Consider the following 20,216-nt stretch of genomic DNA (forward strand, 5'->3'; position numbering starts at 1 on the left):
ATGTTCCTAATATATTTCTAAATAGTATTACTAGGAGAAATATTAACTGAATGTTCGTTTGTATAAATAACAAATCCAGGCTTAGAACCGTTAGGTTTTTTAACATATTTTCTATAAGTATAATCTACATTAACTTTAGAATTTTCTTTGCCTCTAGAATAATATGCAGCAAGAGAAGCAGCTTTTAAAATAATATCTTCAGACAGCTCAAAATTTTTAGATTTAATAATAACATGACTTCCAGGTATATTTTTTGCATGTAACCAAATATCATTTTTAGAAGCAATTTTAAATGTTAAATAATCATTAGCTTTATTATTTTTACCAACTAAAATTTCATAATTATCATCTATAGAAAATTTAAGTACAGCATTTTCTATTGGAAGTTTTTTTATCTTTTTTCTTTTCTTGTTGACCGATTTTTTAATATAATTATTTTCTATTAATTCTTCTTGAATAAATTTTAAATCTGCAATATCTTTTGCATTTTCAATGGAATTTAATACTGAAAGTAAATAATCTATTTCATTTTCTATAACTTTTTTTCTTTCAATATTATAATTATATCCTCTTTTTAATTTGCTAAATTTATTGTAATATCTTTTTAAATTTTCTTGTGGAGAAACATTGCTTTTCAGTTCAATGTTAATGTCCAAATTATTATAAAAATCAAAAAGTTCTACACTTTTCATACCCAAACGAATGGAATGTAAATTTGCAGCTAAAATATCGCCAATTTCTTTAAATTTATCATAATCAACATTTTTTTTAATAACAGAATCTATACTTTTTAAAATTTTACTGTTTTTTACTATTGCTGAATCAACTTTTTTTTCAATGGTTTTATATAAATTATTAAATTGATTAGAGTTGATAGTATTAAAAATATATTCTTCTACCATTTCAGATATAGTATCAAAATATTTTTTTTCTAAATTTTCTATATCAAAATCATTTAATAAATAATCAAATATAAATCCATATTTTGCATTAGAATTTGCATATAAAATATTTGGATGAGTTTTCTTATTAAGAAATTCATCATAATTTTCTTTTAATAATAAAATGTTTTTAGCAGAAAATTTTCCTATTCCATCTATCTTATTTATAATCTCTTTTTCTGTATTTAAACTTTTTAATAAATTATCATCAACACTCTTAGGAGATATTTTGTTTTTTATAATTGGGAATTCATATTTTACTCCAGGAATTAAAGTTCTTAATCTATTTTCCTCTATAGAAAATCTTTTTAAAACATCTGTGATGAGATAATCTTCGTTAGTTAAAATTATATTACTATGTTTTCCCATTAATTCTAATATTAAATTTGAATTAATAGTGTTACCAAGCTCATTTATTTTGGAAAACTTAAATATTAAAATTCTGTCATAGTTAAATTGCAAAATATCATCTAAATTACTGTTTAATAAAAATTTTCTTAAAGTAAGTCCAAATAAAGGCTGAGAGTTTGGATTTTCCTCTTTTTTTGTAGATAAATACGCAATTGGCATATTCGGATTAGCTGATAAAACTAATTTTTGTTTTCCAAAATATATTGATAAAGAAAACTTATCTGTTTGGTATAATTTAGATATTCTTTTGTTTTTTAAATTTTGTTTTAATTCATCTTTTATTCTTTCAAGAGCGAAACCATCTATATATAGCATAAAACCACCTTCTTAAATAGTATTTTTCTTATTCTATCAAATTATTTATAGTTTTACAATTGAATTTTAAAAATAAGTGTGATATAATTGAAAGACTAAGGAATATAAACAGATATGAGAATATTGTTTTTAGGAACGTTTAAAAAATAAGTTTCTCATTTTTTGTTATAAAAACGCTTGAAGAACATTTAAAAAATAAAAACTATGGAGGGAAAAATTGAAAGTAGAACTTTTAAATTATACACCAAATCCTGAATTGACAATAGCACTTTCAGGTAGATTATGTTATTCAAAAGTTGGAATAGAAGAATTAAAAGAACAACTAGATGAAGCATATATAAAAAGGATGATAAAACAGCTTGTAGAAAGCGGACATCATTCAACATTAGAGCATGTGAGTTTTACTTTTGGAGTAGAAGGAGTAAGTAGAGTTTTGACTCATCAATTAGTTAGACATAGAATAGGGGCTTCATATTCACAAAAATCTCAAAGATATGTTAAAGAAGGTCAATTTGAATATATAATTCCAAAAAGCTTTGAGGAAAAAGGGATGTCTGAAAAATTTAAAGAAAGAATGAAAGTTGTACAAGAGTGGTATAATGAAGCAATTGAAGCTGGAATAAAAGCTGAGGATGCAAGATTTTATCTTCCAAATGCTACTGAAACAAAGATAATCGTTACAATGAATGCAAGAGAATTAATCCATTTTTTTGATCATAGATTATGTCAAAGAGCACAATGGGAAATTAGAGCAATGGCGGATGAAATGTTAGAAAAAGTAAAAGAAATTGCACCAAATTTATTTAAAAATGTAGGACCAGGATGTGTAAATGGACCATGTCCAGAAGGAAAATTCACATGTGGGAAAATGAATGAAATGAGAGCTAAATATAGGGAGGGAAATATTAATGGGTAAAAAGAAAAAGTTTGCTAATGTTGGGGGACAAGCAGTAATTGAAGGTGTAATGATGAAAGGGACTGATTATATAGCAACAGCAGTAAGAAAGCCTGAAGGGGATATAGTATATAGAAGAAAAAAAATAAAAAAGGGAAAATTTAATTTAGCAAAGATACCTTTTATAAGAGGAGTTTTTGTATTGTTAGATGCTTTAATATTAGGTACAAAAGAGTTGACTTTTTCTGCGGCTCAAGCTGGGGAAGAAGAGGAGGATGAATTAACAGATTTTCAATTAGGGATGACACTATTTTTATCATTTTCTGTTGGAATATCTCTATTTTTTTTATTACCAGCTTTTATAGGTGGAATTTTTAAAAACAATTTATATGCAAATATTTTAGAAGGAACAATAAGACTAACAATATTTTTAGGTTATGTTTGGGGAATTTCATTTTTCGAGGATATAAAAAGAGTTTTTCAATATCATGGAGCAGAACATAAGTCAATATATGCTTTTGAAAATAACGAAAAATTAACTCCTGAAAATGCTAAAAAATATAGTACGCTACATCCAAGATGTGGTACAAGTTTTTTATTAATTGTAATGTTAGTAAGTATAATTGTATTTTCTATTGTAGATACTTCTATAATAAGAACAGATAATTTTTTAATGAAAAGTGTTATTAAATTTTCTTTGAGAATATTATTTTTACCAGTAATAGCTAGTATATCATATGAATTTCAAAGATTTACTAGTAATCATTTGAGTAATCCAATAGTTGCAGCATTTGCTTGGCCAGGACTTATGTTACAAAGAATTACAACTAAGGAACCTGACTTAGAACAACTTGAAGTTGGAATTGTAGCATTAAGAGCTGCATTAGGAGAAGAAAATATAGAAAATGCAGAAGAGATAACTGGAGAAGTTAAGGGAAAATTAAAAGAGAGCTGTTAAAAATAAAAAATAAAAGATATAGAAAATATCGACATGATAATTAGATAAATTTAGGAGGAAAACAATGTTCAAAAAACTTGAAGAGATAGTTACAAAATATAATGAAATTGGGAATAAAATGGCAGAACCTGAGGTTTTATCAAATCCAAAAAAAATAGCTGAATATAATAAAGCTTTTTTACAATTAAAAGGAATTGTTGATGAATATGAAATCTATAAAAAAGAAAAAGAGGATTTTGATGGTTTAAAAGAAGATATAAAACATGAAAAAGATTCTGAAATGAGAGAAATGATTCAAGAAGAGATAAAAGAATTAGAAGAAAAATTAACAGAACAAGAAGAAAAATTAAAAGTTTTATTATTGCCTGAAGATCCAAATGATTCTAAAAATGTTATAGTAGAAATTAGAGGAGGAGCAGGTGGAGATGAAGCTGCTCTGTTTGCTGGAGATCTATTTAGAATGTATTCGAGATATGCAGAGAGTAAAAGATGGAAAGTGGAGATAATGAGTAGTAATGAAATTGGTATAAGTGGATATAAAGAGGTAATATTTATGATAAAAGGTGATGGAGCTTACAGTAAATTGAAATTTGAAAGTGGTGTTCATAGAGTTCAAAGAGTTCCTCAAACAGAAGCATCAGGTAGAATACATACTTCTACAGCAACAGTAGCAGTAATGCCAGAAGCGGAAGATATTGCAATGGTAAAAGTTGATCAAAAAGATTTAAGGATTGATACATATCGTTCTGGTGGAGCAGGTGGGCAACATGTTAATATGACAGATTCAGCAGTTAGAATTACACATTTACCAACAGGAATAGTAACGAGTTGTCAAGATGAAAGATCACAAATGAAAAATAAAGAAAAGGCAATGAAAGTTCTTTTAGCAAAATTATATGAAAAAGAACAAGAAGAACAAAGAGCAGAGATTGATTCAACTAGAAAATTACAAGTTGGAACAGGTCAAAGAAGTGAAAAAATAAGAACTTATAATTTTCCGCAAGGAAGATTAACTGATCATAGAATAAATTTAACATTATATAAGTTAGACTCGATTTTAGAAGGAAATTTAGATGAATTAATAGAAGCTTTAAATACTTTTGATCAAGCAGAAAAATTACAGCAGGTTGTTTAATGGCAAAAATTTATAAATTGATAGATATATTAAAATATAGTACAGATTATTTAGAAAAAGCAAATGTAGATTCTCCTAGACTTACAGCAGAATATATAATTGCGACAATATTAGATTTGAAAAGAATTGATTTATATATGAATTATGATAAACCATTAAGTACAATAGAGAGAGAAAAAATAAAAAAGAATCTAATAAGACGAGCAAAAGATAGAGAGCCATTACAATATATAATGGAATATGAAGAGTTTTATGGATTGAAATTTTATGTAGATAAAAATGTGTTAATTCCAAGGCCAGAAACAGAAATATTAGTAGAAAATGCGATAAAATATTTAGAAAAAATTGAAGAACCCAAAATATTAGAAATTGGTGTAGGAAGTGGAGCAATTTCTATATCTATAGGTAAAAATTTGATAAACAGTAAAATTATAGGAGTAGATATATCAGAAGGTGCATTAAAAATTGCAGAAAAAAATAGAGAAAATTTGGGATTGAATAATGTGAGATTTGTAAAAAGTGATATTTTTGAAAATATAAATTATAAATCGTTTGATCTAATAATATCAAATCCACCTTATATTTCAGAAGAAGAATATAGTGGATTAATGCCAGAAGTAAAAAATTATGAGCCAAAATTAGCTTTAGTAGCAAAAGAAGATGGAAATTATTTTTATAGGACAATTATAGAAAACGGAAAAAATTATTTAAAAAATGGAGGAAAAATATTTTTTGAAGTGGGATATAATCAATCGAAAATTGTAAAAGAGCTATTTATAAAAAATAGATATAAAAATATAGAAATTTTAAAAGATTATGGAAAAATAGAAAGGATTTTAATTGGTGAAAAATAATGAAAACAACAGATTTTGAGTACAATTTACCAGAAGAATTAATAGCACAAGTCCCAATTTATCCAAGGGATAGTTCTAGGTTAATGGTAGTAGATAAAGAGACAGAAAAGATAGAGAATAAAATTTTTAGTGATATTATAGATTATTTAGATGAAGGAGACTTATTAGTAAGAAATAGCACAAAAGTTATACCAGCTAGATTAATAGGTAACAAAGAAACTGGTGCAGTAGTAGAAATATTTTTATTAAATAGGCTAGATATTAATAGATGGGAATGTTTAGTAAGACCAGGTAAAAGAGTTAAAATTGGTCAAAAAATTATTTTTAAGGATGACTCGTTAACAGCGAAAGTTATTGAGATAAAAGAGGATGGAAATAGAATTGTAGAATTTGAATATAACGGAGTTTTTGAAGAGGTATTAGATAATCTTGGAGAAATGCCATTGCCACCATATATAAAAGAGAAATTAAAAGATGCTAACAGATATCAAACTGTTTATGCAAAAAAAGGTGAATCAGTAGCAGCACCTACTGCAGGATTACATTTTACAGATGAACTGTTAAAAAAAATAAAAGCAAAAGGAATAGAGATAGTAGACGTGTTTTTAGAAGTTGGGTTAGGGACATTTAGACCAGTAAAAGCAGAAAATATATTAGAACATAATATGCATGAAGAAAAGTTTGAAATTCCTATTGAAAGTGCAAATAAAATAAATGCAGCTAAAAAAGAAGGAAAAAGAGTAATAGCTGTTGGAACAACAAGTGTAAGAACATTAGAATCAGCAGCTAATAATGGGAAAGTTATGGCTGGAGAAAATTCTACAAAAATTTTTATATATCCTGGCTATAAATTTAAAATGGTAGATGCATTAATTACAAATTTCCATTTGCCAAAATCTACGTTATTAATGTTGGTTTCTGCTTTTTCAAATAGAGAATTAATGTTAAGAGCGTATGAAAATGCAGTTGATGAAAAATATAGATTTTTTAGTTTTGGAGATGCAATGTTTATAAAATAAAAGGGCTAAAATTAGAGGTGTATTAATTTGAAAGAAAAATTTGAAGAAATACTAATAAAAAAAGAAAAAGAACTAGCTTATTTGAAAAATAATGTACAAGGGTTTAAATCAAATGGTGTATTAGAAAATAGAATTAACAGAACAAAATTAAATTATAGAACAAAAGAATTAACAGAAGAGATAAAAAATATTAAAAGCTATTTGAAAAGAATAGACTTTGTGGAAAAGGTGAGAGATTATGAGAATAATAGCAGGAACAGCTAAGAATAAAAGAATAAAAAGTCAATCTGGTCATAATGTAAGGCCAACATTAGAGAGAGTAAAAGAATCTCTATTTTCAATTTTACAGCCATATATAAATGATTCAGTTTTTCTTGATCTATATGGTGGGACAGGAAGTATTGCTTTAGAAGCACTTAGTAGAGGAGCTAAAAGAGCAATAATAATAGAAAAAAATGGAGAAGCATTGAGAATTATTATAGAAAATGTAAATAGCTTAGGATTTGAAGATAGATGTAGAGCATATAGAAACGAAGTATTAAGAGCTATTGAGATATTATCAAATAAAAGAGAAACATTTGATATTATTTTTATGGATCCACCATATAAAGATGAAGTATGTGAGGAAGTTATTGCGAAAATATTAGATTCAAATTTATTAGAAGAAAATGGATTGATAATTGCAGAACATCATATAAAAGAAAAATTACCTGATGTAATTGGGAAATTAAATAAAATTGATGAGAGAAAATATAGTGGAAAAGTATTAACATTTTATAGCTAGGATATTTGTATATCTTTTGTGTCTTTTTGTAGGGGCAATTCATGAATTGCCCTTACAGGTGTCTATACGGATTAGTTTAGATATTAATAATCAATTAATTTAAGAGAATTATATTAATCACGATTAAAAAAATTGATTTTAAATCATCTTCAACTGGAGGTAAAATAATGAAATTATATATTAAACAAGATATAAAAAATATAGAAAAAAATATAGAGTTTTTTATAAAAAATAAAGTTGGTATAGAAATATCATTATATGATGTTGAATTTATTAATAATATGAGATTAAGTAAAATTTTAAAATTATCAAAATTATTAAAAGAGAATAATTTGAAAATCACATCACATTTACCTATTCATGGATTAGATTTAGGATGTAGAGATTCTATTATAAGAGAATATTCAAGTGATTTAATAATAAAATCATTAGATTTATCATCTGTTTTAGGAGTTAAAAAAAGTGTGCTTCATAGTGGGATGAATCCATTAAGAAAAGGTCAAGGACAGGAAAAATGGTTAAAAAGATTTGAGTTAGAATTAACTAAAATAGAAAAAGTAGCAAGAGAAATGAATATAGAATTGGTTATAGAAAATGTATGGGATGATAATGATATTATATATAAATTTATAGTTGAAAAGTTTTCTAATATAAATTTATGTTTTGATATTGGACATTCAGCAGTTTATCAAAAAAATATAAAAATAGAAGAATTATTTAAAAAATATGGTAATAGGATTACACATCTACATTTGCATGATAATGATCTGCTTGAAGATAAACATTTTCATTTTGGAGAAGGAAAAATTGAATTTGAAAACTATTTTCAAATATTTAAGAAATATTTGAAAGAATATACAGTAACATTAGAAACAAATTTTGATGAAAAATTATATAAAGATATGGAATTTGTAAGAAAGGGGTTGCTTAAATGAAAAAAAATCTAAAATTTGAAGAGGCGTTATTAGAAATAGATGAGATTATAGATGAATTAGAAAATGGAGAAGTTGAATTAGAGGAGTCTGTAAAGAAATATGAAAAAGCAATGGAAATGATAAAATTTTGTAAAGGGAAATTAGATTCTATTGAAGGCAAAATAAAAAAAATTAATTTAAATGAATCAGGAGATATAGAAATAGCGGATTTTCAATAGATTGGAGGAAAATATGATAAAAGAATATTTGAAATTAAGAGGTCTAGAAGTAGAAAAAACATTAAGAGATTATTTTGAAGAATTAAATTATCCAGAAGTAATAAAAGATGGAATGAAATACTCAGTTTTAAATGGTGGAAAAAGATTAAGACCAGTATTGTTATTAATGACATTGGAACTTTTAGGAAAAGATATAAACTTAGGATTTCCAACTGCTGCAGCAATAGAAATGATTCACAGTTATTCACTTGTGCATGATGATTTGCCGGCGTTAGATAATGATGATTATAGAAGAGGGAAAAGTACAACTCATAAAAAGTTTGGAGAAGCAGAGGCAATATTAATAGGTGATTCTTTGTTGACTTATGCTTTTTATATTTTAGCGAATAAAAATGAAAAATTGTCTTCTGAAAAAACAATTAAAATAATTGAAAAAATATCATATGCCGCAGGGACTCAAGGAATGATTGGGGGGCAAATGATAGATATAGAATCAGAGGGTAAAAATATAGATTTACCTACTTTACAATATATACATACTCATAAAACGGGAATGATGATAAGAGTTCCAATTCAAGTTGGAGCAATTATAGGAGAGGCAACAGAAAAAGAGATTGAATATTTAACAGAATATGCTGATTTAATTGGATTGGCTTTTCAAATAAAAGATGATATTTTAGATATAGAAGGTGATTTTGAAACAATAGGAAAACCTATTGGAAGCGATCAAGGATTAAATAAAGCTACATATCCATCAATATTTGGATTAGAAAGAACAAAAGAGATGTTAAAAGAAAAAGTTGAAAAAGCAAAAGAAATTATAGAAAAGGAATTTGGAGAAAAAGGAAAATATTTTGTTGCATTAGCAGAATATATTGAAGCGAGGGAAAAATAGTATGAATTATAAGAGGGTAGTTATAAAGATAGGAAGTAGCAACCTTGTTAGAGATGGAAAAGTAGATGATGAAAAAATTAAAAATTTGATTAAAATAATATCTAAATTTAAGAAAAAAGATAATATTGAATTTATAATTGTTAGTTCAGGTGCAGTTGCAGTAGGAAAAGAAAAAGTTGGAATATCAAGTTTAAAATTGAATATAAGGCAAAAACAAGCTATGGCAGCCATTGGGCAGCCATATTTAATGAGAAAATATAAAGAAAATCTTGAAAATAACAACATATTGGGAGCGCAGGTTTTATTAACAAGCGATGATTTACATAACAGGACTAGACTAATTAATGCAAGGGATACTTTATTAGAAATTTTGCATTATAATGCAGTACCAATTATAAATGAAAATGATACTGTTTCTACTGAAGAGATAAAAATTGGAGATAATGATAATTTATCTGCAAGGGTAGCAGCAATTGTTGATGCAGAGTTATTAATTATTTTATCTGATATAGATGGATTATATAATAAAAATCCTAAAAATCATAATGATGCTGTATTAATAAAAGAAGTGTTTGATATCACAAAAGATATGAAAAAAAATGCAGGTGGAGCAGGGAGTAAAGTTGGAACAGGTGGAATGATAACAAAACTTGAGGCTGCAGAAGTTTGTATGAAATTTAATGTAGAAATGGTAATTATTAATGGAAATTCATTAGATAATATAGTAGATATTTTAAATGGAAAACAAATAGGAACAAAATTTTCACCAAATAAGAAAAAAATATCCAAGAAAAAATTATGGATAGGGTATGGAGCAAGAAAAAAAGGAGAAATTTATATAGATAAGGGAGCATATGAAGCATTAAATAAAGGGAAAAGTCTTTTATCAGGTGGAATAGTTGGGTTAAGTGGAAAGTTTAAAATAGGAGATAGTATTAAGATCTTTCATAATAAAGAGGAAATTGCAAGAGGATTAACCAATTATTCGAGTGATGAACTATTGAAAATAAAAGGTAAAAAAAGTTATGAAATAGATAAAATATTAGGATATAAATATCAAGATGAGATAGTTCATAGAAATAATATGATTTTAATTTGATAGTATTATTAAAAATATAAAGATGAAAAGATTATGATATAGGAGGTAGCAATTGAATTGGATATATTTAGTTATTGGCGGATCATTTTTTAATGCATTATGGACATCTTTAACAAAAAAGAAAAGTGTAGATTTATCGCCAATTCAATTTACTATCATATTTAGAAGCTTATGTGTGCTGTTTCTATTTCCTATTTTTATAATAAAATTTAATATGAGCTATATCACAGTAAATTTTTTGTTTTTTGCTATAATATATAGTATAATAGAAGGAGTTAGAACTTTATTTATAGTAAAGGGTGCAGAAGAAGATTATTATTCTACATATGCTTTTGTTAATACGTCACCAATATTTACATTAATTTTTACTCCGTTTTTATTAATAGAAAAGATAAATTTGATATTAGTGTTTGGGACAGTAATGATAATCGTAGGTGGAATACTGTTTTATAAAATTGGGAAATTTTCTAAATGGGGAATTATTGTTGCAATTTTAAGTGGAATAGGGAGTGTAATAGCAAAAGTGGGAGTAGATAACTCTAATGGAATATTTTTTTCTGTGATTTCATTTATATTTTTGTCATTATTGTTCTCTACTTATGAAATTATAACAAAATCAGAAATAACTTTGATAAGCAAGATTAAAAGTAGTAGAACAGTTTTATTACCGGCTTTTTTCTCAAGTATAGCAACAGGTTTATATTTTATATCTTTAGAATATGGAGCAGTTACAAAAATATCTCCATTAATGAGAATGAATTTAATTTTTGGATTTGTATTTAGTATTATTATATTAAAAGAGATACAAAATTGGAAAACGAAATTTTTAGGTGGATTATTTATATTGGCAGGAGGAGTTTTAGTATATGTTTCATAATAAAAGTTAAAAGGAAAGAATTAAAAAAAGAGAGTTTATTTTGGTAAAAAACTATGTTATAATAAAGGTGATTAATTATGAATAAAATAAGGCTTAATAAATATTTAAAAGATTTAGGAATAAGTTCTAGAAGAAAAGCAGATGAATTTATAGAAAAAGGTTACATAAAATTAAATGGAAAAGTTGTAAAAGAATTAGGTACAAAAATAGATATAGAAAAAGATGTTATAGAAATTTCAGATAAGCTGAAAAAGGAAAAAGAAAATTATGTGTATTTAGTTTTAAATAAGCCAAAAGGATATGTTACAAGCAAAAATAAAAAAGAGGGAAAAACAGTTTTAGAACTGCTGCCTAATATTAAAAACTTAACTTATGCAGGAAGATTGGATAAAGAAAGTGAAGGACTGTTAATTTTTTCAAATGATGGAGAGTTTGTATTTAAAATAACATATCCAGATTTTGAGAAAGAAAAAGAATATTTGGTAACTGTAGATAAAAAAATCAATGAAAAGTTATTAGATAAAATGAGAAAAGGGATGGTGATTGATAATAAACAAACTAAGCCAACAAAAATAAAAAAAGTTAACGAATATTCGTATAAAATTATATTAACAGAAGGGATAAATAGACAAATTAGGAAAATGGCAAAAAAAGTTGGGTTAAATGTAAAAAAGCTAATTAGAATCAGAATAAAAAATATTTATATAGATAGTGTAGAATATGGGAAATGGAGATATCTGAAAAAGGATGAAATAAAAGAGATGTTAGAAAATATTAAAAAATAATATTTTTTATCTATTCCTAAATATAAAATAAGAGGTGGCGTGCAATAATGGGATATATCAAAAAGAAAATAATAAGTTTTTCATTTATAGTTTTAAATATACTGTTTTATATAATTTGTTCAATGATATTAAATATAAAATTTAATTTTAATTTCACAATTTTTAGTATAATATTATTTACCATATTTTTTTTGGGAAATATATATGATTTTCAAGATAATAAATATAAAACAAAAATGTTTTTCACTTCAAGTGTTATAAATTTAAGTTTAAGTTTATTAATAATAAGTTATGGATTAAAAAATATTGCTATTCTAGTATTATTTGAATATATATTTCAAAATATCATAAAATTTATAATTTTGAATTTTATGATAAAGACAGAAAATATTTTAGTATTAGGAGAAAAAAATATAAATTATGAGATAATTAAAGAGTTGGCTATAAAAAATGGAAGATATATTACAAAAGGGATGGTGGAGATTAAAAATAATAAATTAAAAAATTTAGAAGAGAAAATAAAAAAAGATGATATAGATATATTAATACTAAACTTACAAAAACCAATTGCAGAAGATATATTAGGGGAATTATTAAAAATAAAAATGAGTGGTATTAAATTATATGATTTTTTAAATTTTTATGAAGCTATTGAAGAAAAAGTACCTGTAAAAGCAATAAATGAAGAATGGTTTTTATTTGGAGAAGGATTTGATATAATTCATAATGGTTTTAATCAAAGATTAAAAAGAGTACTAGATATAATTATGTCTTTAATTATATTTATACCCGCATTCCCAATAATGATTATTGCAGCAATAATTGTAAAAATTGAATCTAAGGGACCAATATTTTTTGTACAAGAAAGAATAGGTATGGGGAATAAACCGTTTAAAATTATTAAATTTAGATCTATGAAAGCAGATGCAGAAAAAGAAGGGCCACAATGGGCAAAAAAAAAGGATGATAGAGTTACAAAATTTGGAAAAATAATGAGAAAAACTAGAATTGATGAGTTACCTCAACTTATAAATGTTATGAATGGAGAAATGACATTTATAGGTCCAAGACCAGAAAGGCAACATTTTATTGATGTGTTAGAAAATACAATACCATTTTATAATATAAGGCATTCAGTGAAACCAGGTCTTACAGGTTGGGCACAAGTTAATTATTCTTATGGGGCTTCAATAGAAGATGCTTTTGAAAAATTACAATATGATTTATATTACATAAAACATCAATCGCTAGTATTAGATATAAGTATTTTCTTTAAGACAGTGAAAACAGTTATATTTGGAAGAGGTCAATAAAATCAATGGTTTTAAAATTTTGAACAGATACTGCTATAATAGAAAAAGGGGTGATAAAGTTGTATATTTTATTAGCATTGGGAATTTTATGCTTTGTTTTAGAAATACTTACTCCAGGAATATTTTTATTTTTTAGTATAGGCGTTTCATTTATTGTGACATCTTTGTTTTCACTATTTATAAAAGATATTTTTATATTAAGTTTTATATTAGCTTTGTTATCTTTAGGTATGTTTATATTGTTAAAAAAATCAAAATTTTTAAATAAAAAAACAGATTATAAAGCAAATGTAGATAACTATTCTGGAAAATCTGGTGTAGTTACAAAAAAGATGGAGAATAATAGATATTTGATTAAAGTTTTTGGAGAAGAGTGGATAGGAATAAGTGAAAAGCAGTTGGAAAAAGGAGATAGCGTAGTAATAGATAAAATTGATGGGACAAAATTAATTTTAAAATAATTTAAGGGATATTAAAAAAATAAGTTTTATATATTTTGTTATAAAAACGGTTGAAGAACATTTAAAAAATATTTCTATATATTTTGTTGTAAAAACGCTTGAATCGTTGCGTATTTTAAAACAAAAGGATAAAGTTATTTTTAAAGTGTTCCTAAATTATTGCATATTTTAAAACAAAATTGGAATGTTATTTTTAAGCCATTCCTAGCTGGGAGATATAAATTATGAAATTGTATTCTAAAATATTATTAATGCTAATAATTCTTTTTATAATTCCTGGTTTTTTGATTGGATTAATATATTTTAATAAAACAAATAATCAATATAATAATATTTTAGTAAAAGAAGTTATAAATCAAAGTGATGAAATTAATTTTTCTATAGTAAAAGAGTATGAATTTTATAAAGAAAAATTTCAAAGAGAAATGGAGAATATGAGTATTTCCACAGTTAAAAATGAATGTGATAGTATAGAAAAAATTTTAGGTAAAGGCTCTGATTTAAAAGATGAAATTATAGTTTTGAAAGACAGAATTGTTTTTTTGTATTATATAAATGGCTATAAATTAGAAAAATATATTACAGAATTTGATTATAGAAAAATATTTTTGAGAAATTCATATGAAAAATATGTAGTATATTCAAATAATGATCTGGAAAATATTATGTTGTCAGATTTTTATGATAAGGTAAGTAGGAAAATTTATAAAGATATAGGAGAAAAAAAATATTTAGAAAAAGTAAAAAGAGATAATAAAAAAGTAATTAGAAATAATATATTAATCAATAATAAAAATTATTCGAGTGTATATTTTCCATTAAAATATTTTGGAAAAACATGGGGGATTGGAATATTATATTTAGAGAAAAAAAGTTTTGAAAATTTTTTAGATTTTTTTAGAAAAAATGCGATGTTATTGGCTTTTATTATTATAATTTTAGGTATAATATTTACTGCATTTATATATTTAATTATAGCGGTACCAATAAAAAAAATAGAAGGCTTTACACAGAAAATAATAAAAGGTGATATAAATACAGAAGTAAAAATCAAATCAAATGATGAGTTGGGAAGTTTAGCAAATAATATAAATAATATGGTTAAAAAACTAAGAGATAGAATAGAAGCTCAAAAAATAATTCAGAGAATGATTTCTAATGAGGAAATTAGGAAAGAATATATTGATTCTATTGAGAAAAAAAATAAAAAATTAAAATATCTTTTAGAAGAATTAAAGAATACACAAGCTATGTTAATTGAAAAGGGTAAAATGTCTACGATAGCTCATATTTCAGGAGAAATAGCGCATGAACTAAATTCACCATTAAGCACAATATTAACTAATGCAGAAATGTTAAAGATGGATACGGACGATAAAGAGATATTAGAAAAGATGGAAGATATTGAGATAGCGGTAAAAACCTCTAAAATGATAGTTGATAAGTTTCTGAAAGAATGCAAAGTTGAGAGCGAAAATTATAGAGTTATAAAAATAAACAATGTTTTTACAGAAGTTTTAAGAATGAAAAGCAAAATTAACAAAGATATTGAATTTGGATTGAGATATATTGGGAGGAGTACGCCAAATGTATATGGAGAATATGGAGAAATTAGAAGCATAATTGAAAATTTATTAGAAAATAGTATAGAATCAATTTACAAAGCAAAACAAACAAAAGAAAAAATTGGAAAAATTAAAATTTTTATAATTGAAAAAAATGAGTATATCAAAATTATTGTAAAAGATAATGGGAAAGGGATGACACCAGAAGAGTATAAAGAAATTTTTGATCTGTTTTACAATATTGAAAAAAATGAAAGTAGAATGAGATTAATAGTTGTTAAAAATATTTTGAAACATTATAGTGGAGAAATAAAAGTAAAAAGTAAATATGATTATGGAACAATGGTAAAAATAAAAATTTTAAAAATGAAGGAGGAGATTTAAATGTTTGAAGTTTTTAGTATTGCTTTTTTGATTTTTGTAGTAATATTTATATTAAGAGGTATAATTGTTGTAAGGCAAGCAGAAGTAATTGTTATTGAGAGGTTGGGGAGTTATAATAGGACTTTATCAAATGGACTAAATTTTATAATTCCAATATTTGAAACACCAAGAACAGTTGTATGGAAATATGTAAAAGCTAGTTTGGACAATCAAAGTGTATATCAAACAAAAAATGTAACAAGAATTGATTTGAGAGAAACAGTATATGATTTTCCAAAACAAAATGTAATCACAAAAGATAATGTTACAATAGAAATTAATGCATTATTGTATTTTCAGATAACGGATCCTAAAAAAATTGCATATGAGATAAATAATTTGCCAGATGCAATAGAAAAATTAACTCAAACAACTCTTAGAAATGTAATAGGAGAGCTTGATTTAGATGAGACATTAGTATCAAGAGATACAATAAATAGTAAATTAAGATTAATATTAGATGAAGCAACAGATAAATGGGGAGTAAAAGTAAATAGAGTAGAACTTCAAGATATAATACCTCCTAAAGAGATTAGAACAGCAATGGAAAAACAGATGAAAGCAGAAAGAGATAAAAGAGCTTCAATATTAACAGCAGAAGGAGCTAAAAAGGCAAAAATATTGAATGCTGAGGGCGAAAGAGATTCTCAAATTGCAAGAGCTGAAGGGATAAAACGTTCAAATATACTAAAAGCAGAAGGAGAAGCAGAGGCGAGATTAAAAGTAGCATCAGCAGAAGCAAAAACAATAAATATGATAACAGATTCAATTGATATAGAGAAAACAGATTCTGTAAATTACCTTGTAGCATTAAAATATATAGAAGCATTAAAGAATATAAGTGAAGGTTCAAATGATAAAGTTGTATTTATGCCATATGAAACATCAGGTTTATTAAGCTCATTAGGAAGTATAAAAGAACTTTTCGATAACAGTAAAAAATAGAGAGGGTTATCCCTCTTTATTTTATGGGCAAATTTTTGAAAGATAAGAAGGAGAAAAAATGCTAATAAAAGAATTACTTGAAGCAATTACAGAAGATTATAATTTAGAAAAAGGAGCAGAATTATATAAAAAAAATAAAATAATATATTATGAAGCTAAAAAAGAGCTTTCAAATGTTTATTCAGTTGAAGCAAGAATAAATGATTATGGAGAAATAAAAAATGTTTCTCTATTTTTAAATTTTGAAAAAGAGTATTTATCTAATTTTAATTGTAGTTGTTATTCTCATTTTATTTGTAGTCATATAGTGGCGACTGTTTTAAAATTTTCAGATGAAACAAAAGAAATAAAAAACAAAAAAATAAAAAATAAATTTTTGAAATACAGATACAATATAAAAGGAAATAAAGTAGAAGTAGATTATGAAATAGAAATTAAAAATTGGATAAAGGGTTATGGAGAATTAAAGAGCAATATAGAAAAATATTTAGAGAATATGAGTTATAATGAAAGGGCTATTTTGTATGAAATAAAAAAAAATAGAAATTATAAAATAACGTATAAAATAGCTGAAATATTAAAAAAATTAAACATTGAATTAAAGCTAGAATTAGAAAAATATTTAATTTATAAAGAAGAGGATAAAATAGAGATAAAAAAAATTTATGATAAAGTTAGAAATAAAAATATAGTTAAAGTAGAAGATAAAGATATAATTAAATTTAAAGGAAAAGAGATCACTCCTAAGATTATATTTGAAGATTTAATGAAAATATATATTAAAGGGAATGTGAAATTTTCAGAAGAGCTAAAAAAATATGTATTATATGAAGAAGAGGTAAAATATATATTAAATTTTAAAATGCATAAAAAAAGAGTTCTGTTATACCCAGAAATTATAATTGATAATAAAAAGTATAAAAATGAAGAGATATTAAAAATAGATGCAACTTATCACAGGATTTCTGAATATGAATATAGAAGAATTAATATTGATGAGTATAAAGAATATATAGGGTTTCTTAAAAATAAAAATCTGAAATTTACAGGTAAGCTATTTATTTGCGAAAATAGATTTTTTAAAGAAAACTATAATAAAATTAATAAAAATTGGGTTGTGAATGGAATCAACAAAATAAAACTTGAAAAAGAGGTTAAATTAAATTTTAATGATAAAAATACAAGTTTAAAAATAAAATATAAAATAAAAAATAGGGATTTAGAAAATGAAGAGTTATTAAATATAAAAAAATATAATTTTGATGTACAAAATGATAAAATATATTATGTACAACCAAATGGTGAAAATATAGAGAATTATGAATTTTCTGGGACAAAAGAAGAGTTATTGTGTAATGTAGAAAAATTAAAAGATAAATTTAAATTAGATACTGGAAAGATATTTTTTAAAGATATAAAATTAAATAATAGATTAAAATCTTTATTAAGAGATTATCAAAAAGATGGAGTTAAATGGCTAAAATTTTTAGATGAATTTAAATTTTCAGGAATTTTAGCAGATGATATGGGGCTTGGAAAAACAATACAAAGTATAGCTATGATTGATGAGCTTTCTAATAATGAAATGATATTAATAGTTGCACCGAAATCATTAATATATAATTGGAAAGAAGAGATAGAAAAATTTTTGCCAAGTATAAATGATAAAGTTGTAATATATGATGGAGGAATTGGAAAGAGGAAAAAGATTTTTGAAGAAATAAAAAAATCTAGTGTAATCTTAACATCATATAGCATTTTGAGAAAAGATTTTGAAAAGTTTGAAGAGTTTGAATTTAGATATATGATACTGGATGAAGCGCAACATATAAAAAATAGGAATACTGTTATTTATAAAGCAATAAGTAAAATAAAAAGTCACACAAAATTAGCATTAACAGGAACACCTATTGAAAATTCAATAAAAGAATTATGGACAATTTTTGAATTTTTAATGCCAGGATATTTAGGACGTTATGAACAATATAATACAAAAGAAGGAATGGAATATTTAAAATATAAACTGGCACCCTTTATACTTCGAAGGGAAAAAGTAGATGTTTTAAAAGAGTTACCAGAAAAAATAGAACAAATAGTAAAAGTAGAGTTTTCGGACAAGCAAAGAGATTATTATGAACATATATTAGAAAATATGAGAAATAAAGTATATGATAGTATTGAAGAAAAAGGTTTTTCAAAATCATATTTTACAATTTTATCAGCGATTACATATTTGAGAGAGATATGTAATCATCCTAAACTTATAGAGGGAGGGAAAGATATTCCTTCGGGAAAATTTGAATTATTAAAAGAATTAATTGATGAAGCAATTGAAGGAAATCATAAAATTTTAATTTTTAGTCAATTTGTAAAAATGCTAGAAATTGTAAAAAGTCATTTGGAACATAAAAAAATAAAATTTGAAATTTTAACAGGTCAAACCAAAGAAAGAGGAGAAACAGTAAAGAGATTTAATACAGATGAAACTATAAAAATATTTTTAATTAGTTTAAAAGCTGGTGGGGTTGGGTTAAATTTAACTTCTGCTGATACAGTAATACATATAGATCCTTGGTGGAATCCTATGACTGAAAATCAAGCTACAGATAGAGTATATAGAATAGGGCAAACTAGAAATGTAAATGTATATAAGCTGATAGTTAAAAAATCTATTGAAGAAAAAATATTGAAAATTCAAAATAGGAAGAAAGAACTTTTTGATACTATAATAAGTGGAAATAAAGAGGCTACAGGTAGGTTAACCATAGAGGATTTAAAAGATATTTTAGAATAATTATTGAAAGATATTTTTAAATATGATATAATAAAGAACGTTTAAAATCAATTTATTTATTTGATGAGCCGTTTTTAATAAAATGTGAGGAGGATAATAATTTCATGGTAAGAAAATTAAAATCAAAAGAAAGTAATGGTGGAGGGAACTCTAAAAATTTAATAAAGCAAGCACAAGAAATGCAAAAGAAGATGCTTTTGGTTCAAGAATCACTAAAGGAAAAAGAGATAGAAGCTTCAGTTGGCGGTGGAGCTGTTGTAGCAAAAGTTAATGGTCAAAAAGAATTAATAGGGATTGAATTATCGAAAGATATAGTTGATCCAGAAGATATTGAAATGCTACAAGATTTAATAGTTTCTGCTGTAAAAGAAGCAATGAGACAAGCAGAAGAAATGGCAGAAAAAGAGATGGGCAAAGTTACAGGTGGACTTGATATACCAGGATTAATTTAAGAGAGGTTTGCCTCTCTTTTTTAGTTTGTTAGGGGAAAGTTGGAACTACAGGATTAACACTGATGAATAAATGAGAAGAGATAATAAAAAAATTAAGATAGACCAAATAGAAATAACAATATTATTAATAGGAGTGAAAAAG

The 20,216-nt window shown here is 24.8% G+C and carries 20 protein-coding genes; 19 read left to right on the forward strand and 1 reads right to left on the reverse strand.

The genetic code is table 11. From position 1 onward, the window contains the following. Window positions 1-17: 17 nt before the first annotated feature. A complete protein-coding gene (locus RDY08_RS04190; RefSeq protein ID WP_307905175.1) occupies window positions 18-1,667 on the reverse strand; it encodes an Rqc2 family fibronectin-binding protein in 1,650 nt (549 codons plus the stop codon). A gap of 217 nt (window positions 1,668-1,884) precedes the next feature. Between RDY08_RS04190 and thyX the strand changes: the two genes are divergently transcribed. The 19 genes from thyX to RDY08_RS04285 all read left to right on the forward strand — a co-directional run bounded on the left by thyX (window position 1,885) and on the right by RDY08_RS04285 (window position 20,074). After that, the gene (gene thyX, locus RDY08_RS04195) at window positions 1,885-2,583 is read left to right on the forward strand and encodes an FAD-dependent thymidylate synthase (protein WP_307905176.1); all 699 of its coding nucleotides are present in this window, start codon (window positions 1,885-1,887) and stop codon (window positions 2,581-2,583) included. Further along, window positions 2,576-3,520 carry a DUF1385 domain-containing protein gene (locus RDY08_RS04200; RefSeq protein WP_307905177.1) on the forward strand — a complete coding sequence of 315 codons (945 nt, stop codon included), beginning with the start codon at window positions 2,576-2,578 and terminating at the stop codon, window positions 3,518-3,520. The genes thyX and RDY08_RS04200 overlap by 8 nt, the downstream gene beginning before the upstream one ends. 64 nt (window positions 3,521-3,584) lie before the next feature. Beyond that, on the forward strand, window positions 3,585-4,655 hold the full coding sequence (gene prfA, locus RDY08_RS04205) for a peptide chain release factor 1 (protein WP_307905178.1): 1,071 nt from the start codon (window positions 3,585-3,587) through the stop codon (window positions 4,653-4,655). After that, on the forward strand, window positions 4,655-5,509 hold the full coding sequence (gene prmC, locus RDY08_RS04210) for a peptide chain release factor N(5)-glutamine methyltransferase (protein ID WP_307905179.1): 855 nt from the start codon (window positions 4,655-4,657) through the stop codon (window positions 5,507-5,509). The genes prfA and prmC overlap by 1 nt, the downstream gene beginning before the upstream one ends. After that, the gene (gene queA / locus RDY08_RS04215; protein WP_307905180.1) at window positions 5,509-6,528 is read left to right on the forward strand and encodes a tRNA preQ1(34) S-adenosylmethionine ribosyltransferase-isomerase QueA; all 1,020 of its coding nucleotides are present in this window, start codon (window positions 5,509-5,511) and stop codon (window positions 6,526-6,528) included. The genes prmC and queA overlap by 1 nt, the downstream gene beginning before the upstream one ends. A gap of 27 nt (window positions 6,529-6,555) precedes the next feature. Next, on the forward strand, window positions 6,556-6,792 hold the full coding sequence (locus tag RDY08_RS04220) for a hypothetical protein (protein ID WP_307905181.1): 237 nt from the start codon (window positions 6,556-6,558) through the stop codon (window positions 6,790-6,792). After that, on the forward strand, window positions 6,767-7,312 hold the full coding sequence (gene rsmD, locus RDY08_RS04225; RefSeq protein WP_307905182.1) for a 16S rRNA (guanine(966)-N(2))-methyltransferase RsmD: 546 nt from the start codon (window positions 6,767-6,769) through the stop codon (window positions 7,310-7,312). The genes RDY08_RS04220 and rsmD overlap by 26 nt, the downstream gene beginning before the upstream one ends. Before the next feature lie 167 nt (window positions 7,313-7,479). Beyond that, complete coding sequence (locus tag RDY08_RS04230; RefSeq protein ID WP_307905183.1) at window positions 7,480-8,247, forward strand: sugar phosphate isomerase/epimerase family protein; 768 nt, start codon at window positions 7,480-7,482, stop codon at window positions 8,245-8,247. Beyond that, the gene (gene xseB, locus RDY08_RS04235) at window positions 8,244-8,465 is read left to right on the forward strand and encodes an exodeoxyribonuclease VII small subunit (RefSeq protein ID WP_307905184.1); all 222 of its coding nucleotides are present in this window, start codon (window positions 8,244-8,246) and stop codon (window positions 8,463-8,465) included. Before RDY08_RS04230 ends, xseB begins: the two co-directional genes overlap by 4 nt. Window positions 8,466-8,478: 13 nt before the next feature. Further along, complete coding sequence (locus RDY08_RS04240; RefSeq protein ID WP_307905185.1) at window positions 8,479-9,360, forward strand: polyprenyl synthetase family protein; 882 nt, start codon at window positions 8,479-8,481, stop codon at window positions 9,358-9,360. Between the two features lies 1 nt (window position 9,361). Continuing rightward, window positions 9,362-10,459 (forward strand): glutamate 5-kinase, encoded by a 1,098-nt coding sequence (proB, locus tag RDY08_RS04245; RefSeq protein ID WP_307905186.1) that lies wholly within the window; start codon window positions 9,362-9,364, stop codon window positions 10,457-10,459. Window positions 10,460-10,511: 52 nt separating this feature from the next. Beyond that, the gene (locus RDY08_RS04250) at window positions 10,512-11,336 is read left to right on the forward strand and encodes an EamA family transporter (RefSeq protein ID WP_307905187.1); all 825 of its coding nucleotides are present in this window, start codon (window positions 10,512-10,514) and stop codon (window positions 11,334-11,336) included. Window positions 11,337-11,413: 77 nt separating this feature from the next. Beyond that, the gene (locus RDY08_RS04255) at window positions 11,414-12,121 is read left to right on the forward strand and encodes a pseudouridine synthase (protein WP_307905188.1); all 708 of its coding nucleotides are present in this window, start codon (window positions 11,414-11,416) and stop codon (window positions 12,119-12,121) included. Between the two features lie 47 nt (window positions 12,122-12,168). Further along, window positions 12,169-13,434: an exopolysaccharide biosynthesis polyprenyl glycosylphosphotransferase gene (locus tag RDY08_RS04260; protein ID WP_307905189.1), complete on the forward strand. Its 1,266-nt coding sequence runs from the start codon at window positions 12,169-12,171 to the stop codon at window positions 13,432-13,434. A 59-nt stretch (window positions 13,435-13,493) separates the two neighbouring features. Further along, entirely contained in the window at window positions 13,494-13,895 is a 402-nt protein-coding gene (locus RDY08_RS04265) for an NfeD family protein (RefSeq protein WP_307905190.1), read from the forward strand. Between the two features lie 224 nt (window positions 13,896-14,119). Beyond that, complete coding sequence (locus tag RDY08_RS04270; RefSeq protein ID WP_307905191.1) at window positions 14,120-15,844, forward strand: ATP-binding protein; 1,725 nt, start codon at window positions 14,120-14,122, stop codon at window positions 15,842-15,844. Continuing rightward, window positions 15,845-16,828, forward strand: coding sequence for an SPFH domain-containing protein (locus RDY08_RS04275; protein WP_307905192.1), 984 nt, complete (start codon window positions 15,845-15,847; stop codon window positions 16,826-16,828). Window positions 16,829-16,886: 58 nt separating this feature from the next. Beyond that, the gene (locus tag RDY08_RS04280; protein ID WP_307905193.1) at window positions 16,887-19,622 is read left to right on the forward strand and encodes a DEAD/DEAH box helicase; all 2,736 of its coding nucleotides are present in this window, start codon (window positions 16,887-16,889) and stop codon (window positions 19,620-19,622) included. Window positions 19,623-19,726: 104 nt separating this feature from the next. Continuing rightward, window positions 19,727-20,074, forward strand: a complete 348-nt coding sequence (locus tag RDY08_RS04285) for a YbaB/EbfC family nucleoid-associated protein (protein ID WP_307905194.1) — start codon at window positions 19,727-19,729, stop codon at window positions 20,072-20,074. The last annotated feature ends 142 nt before the right edge of the window (window positions 20,075-20,216 follow it).

Origin of the sequence: Haliovirga abyssi (genome assembly GCF_030295325.1) — a bacterium.
Taxonomy (GTDB): domain Bacteria; phylum Fusobacteriota; class Fusobacteriia; order Fusobacteriales; family Haliovirgaceae; genus Haliovirga; species Haliovirga abyssi.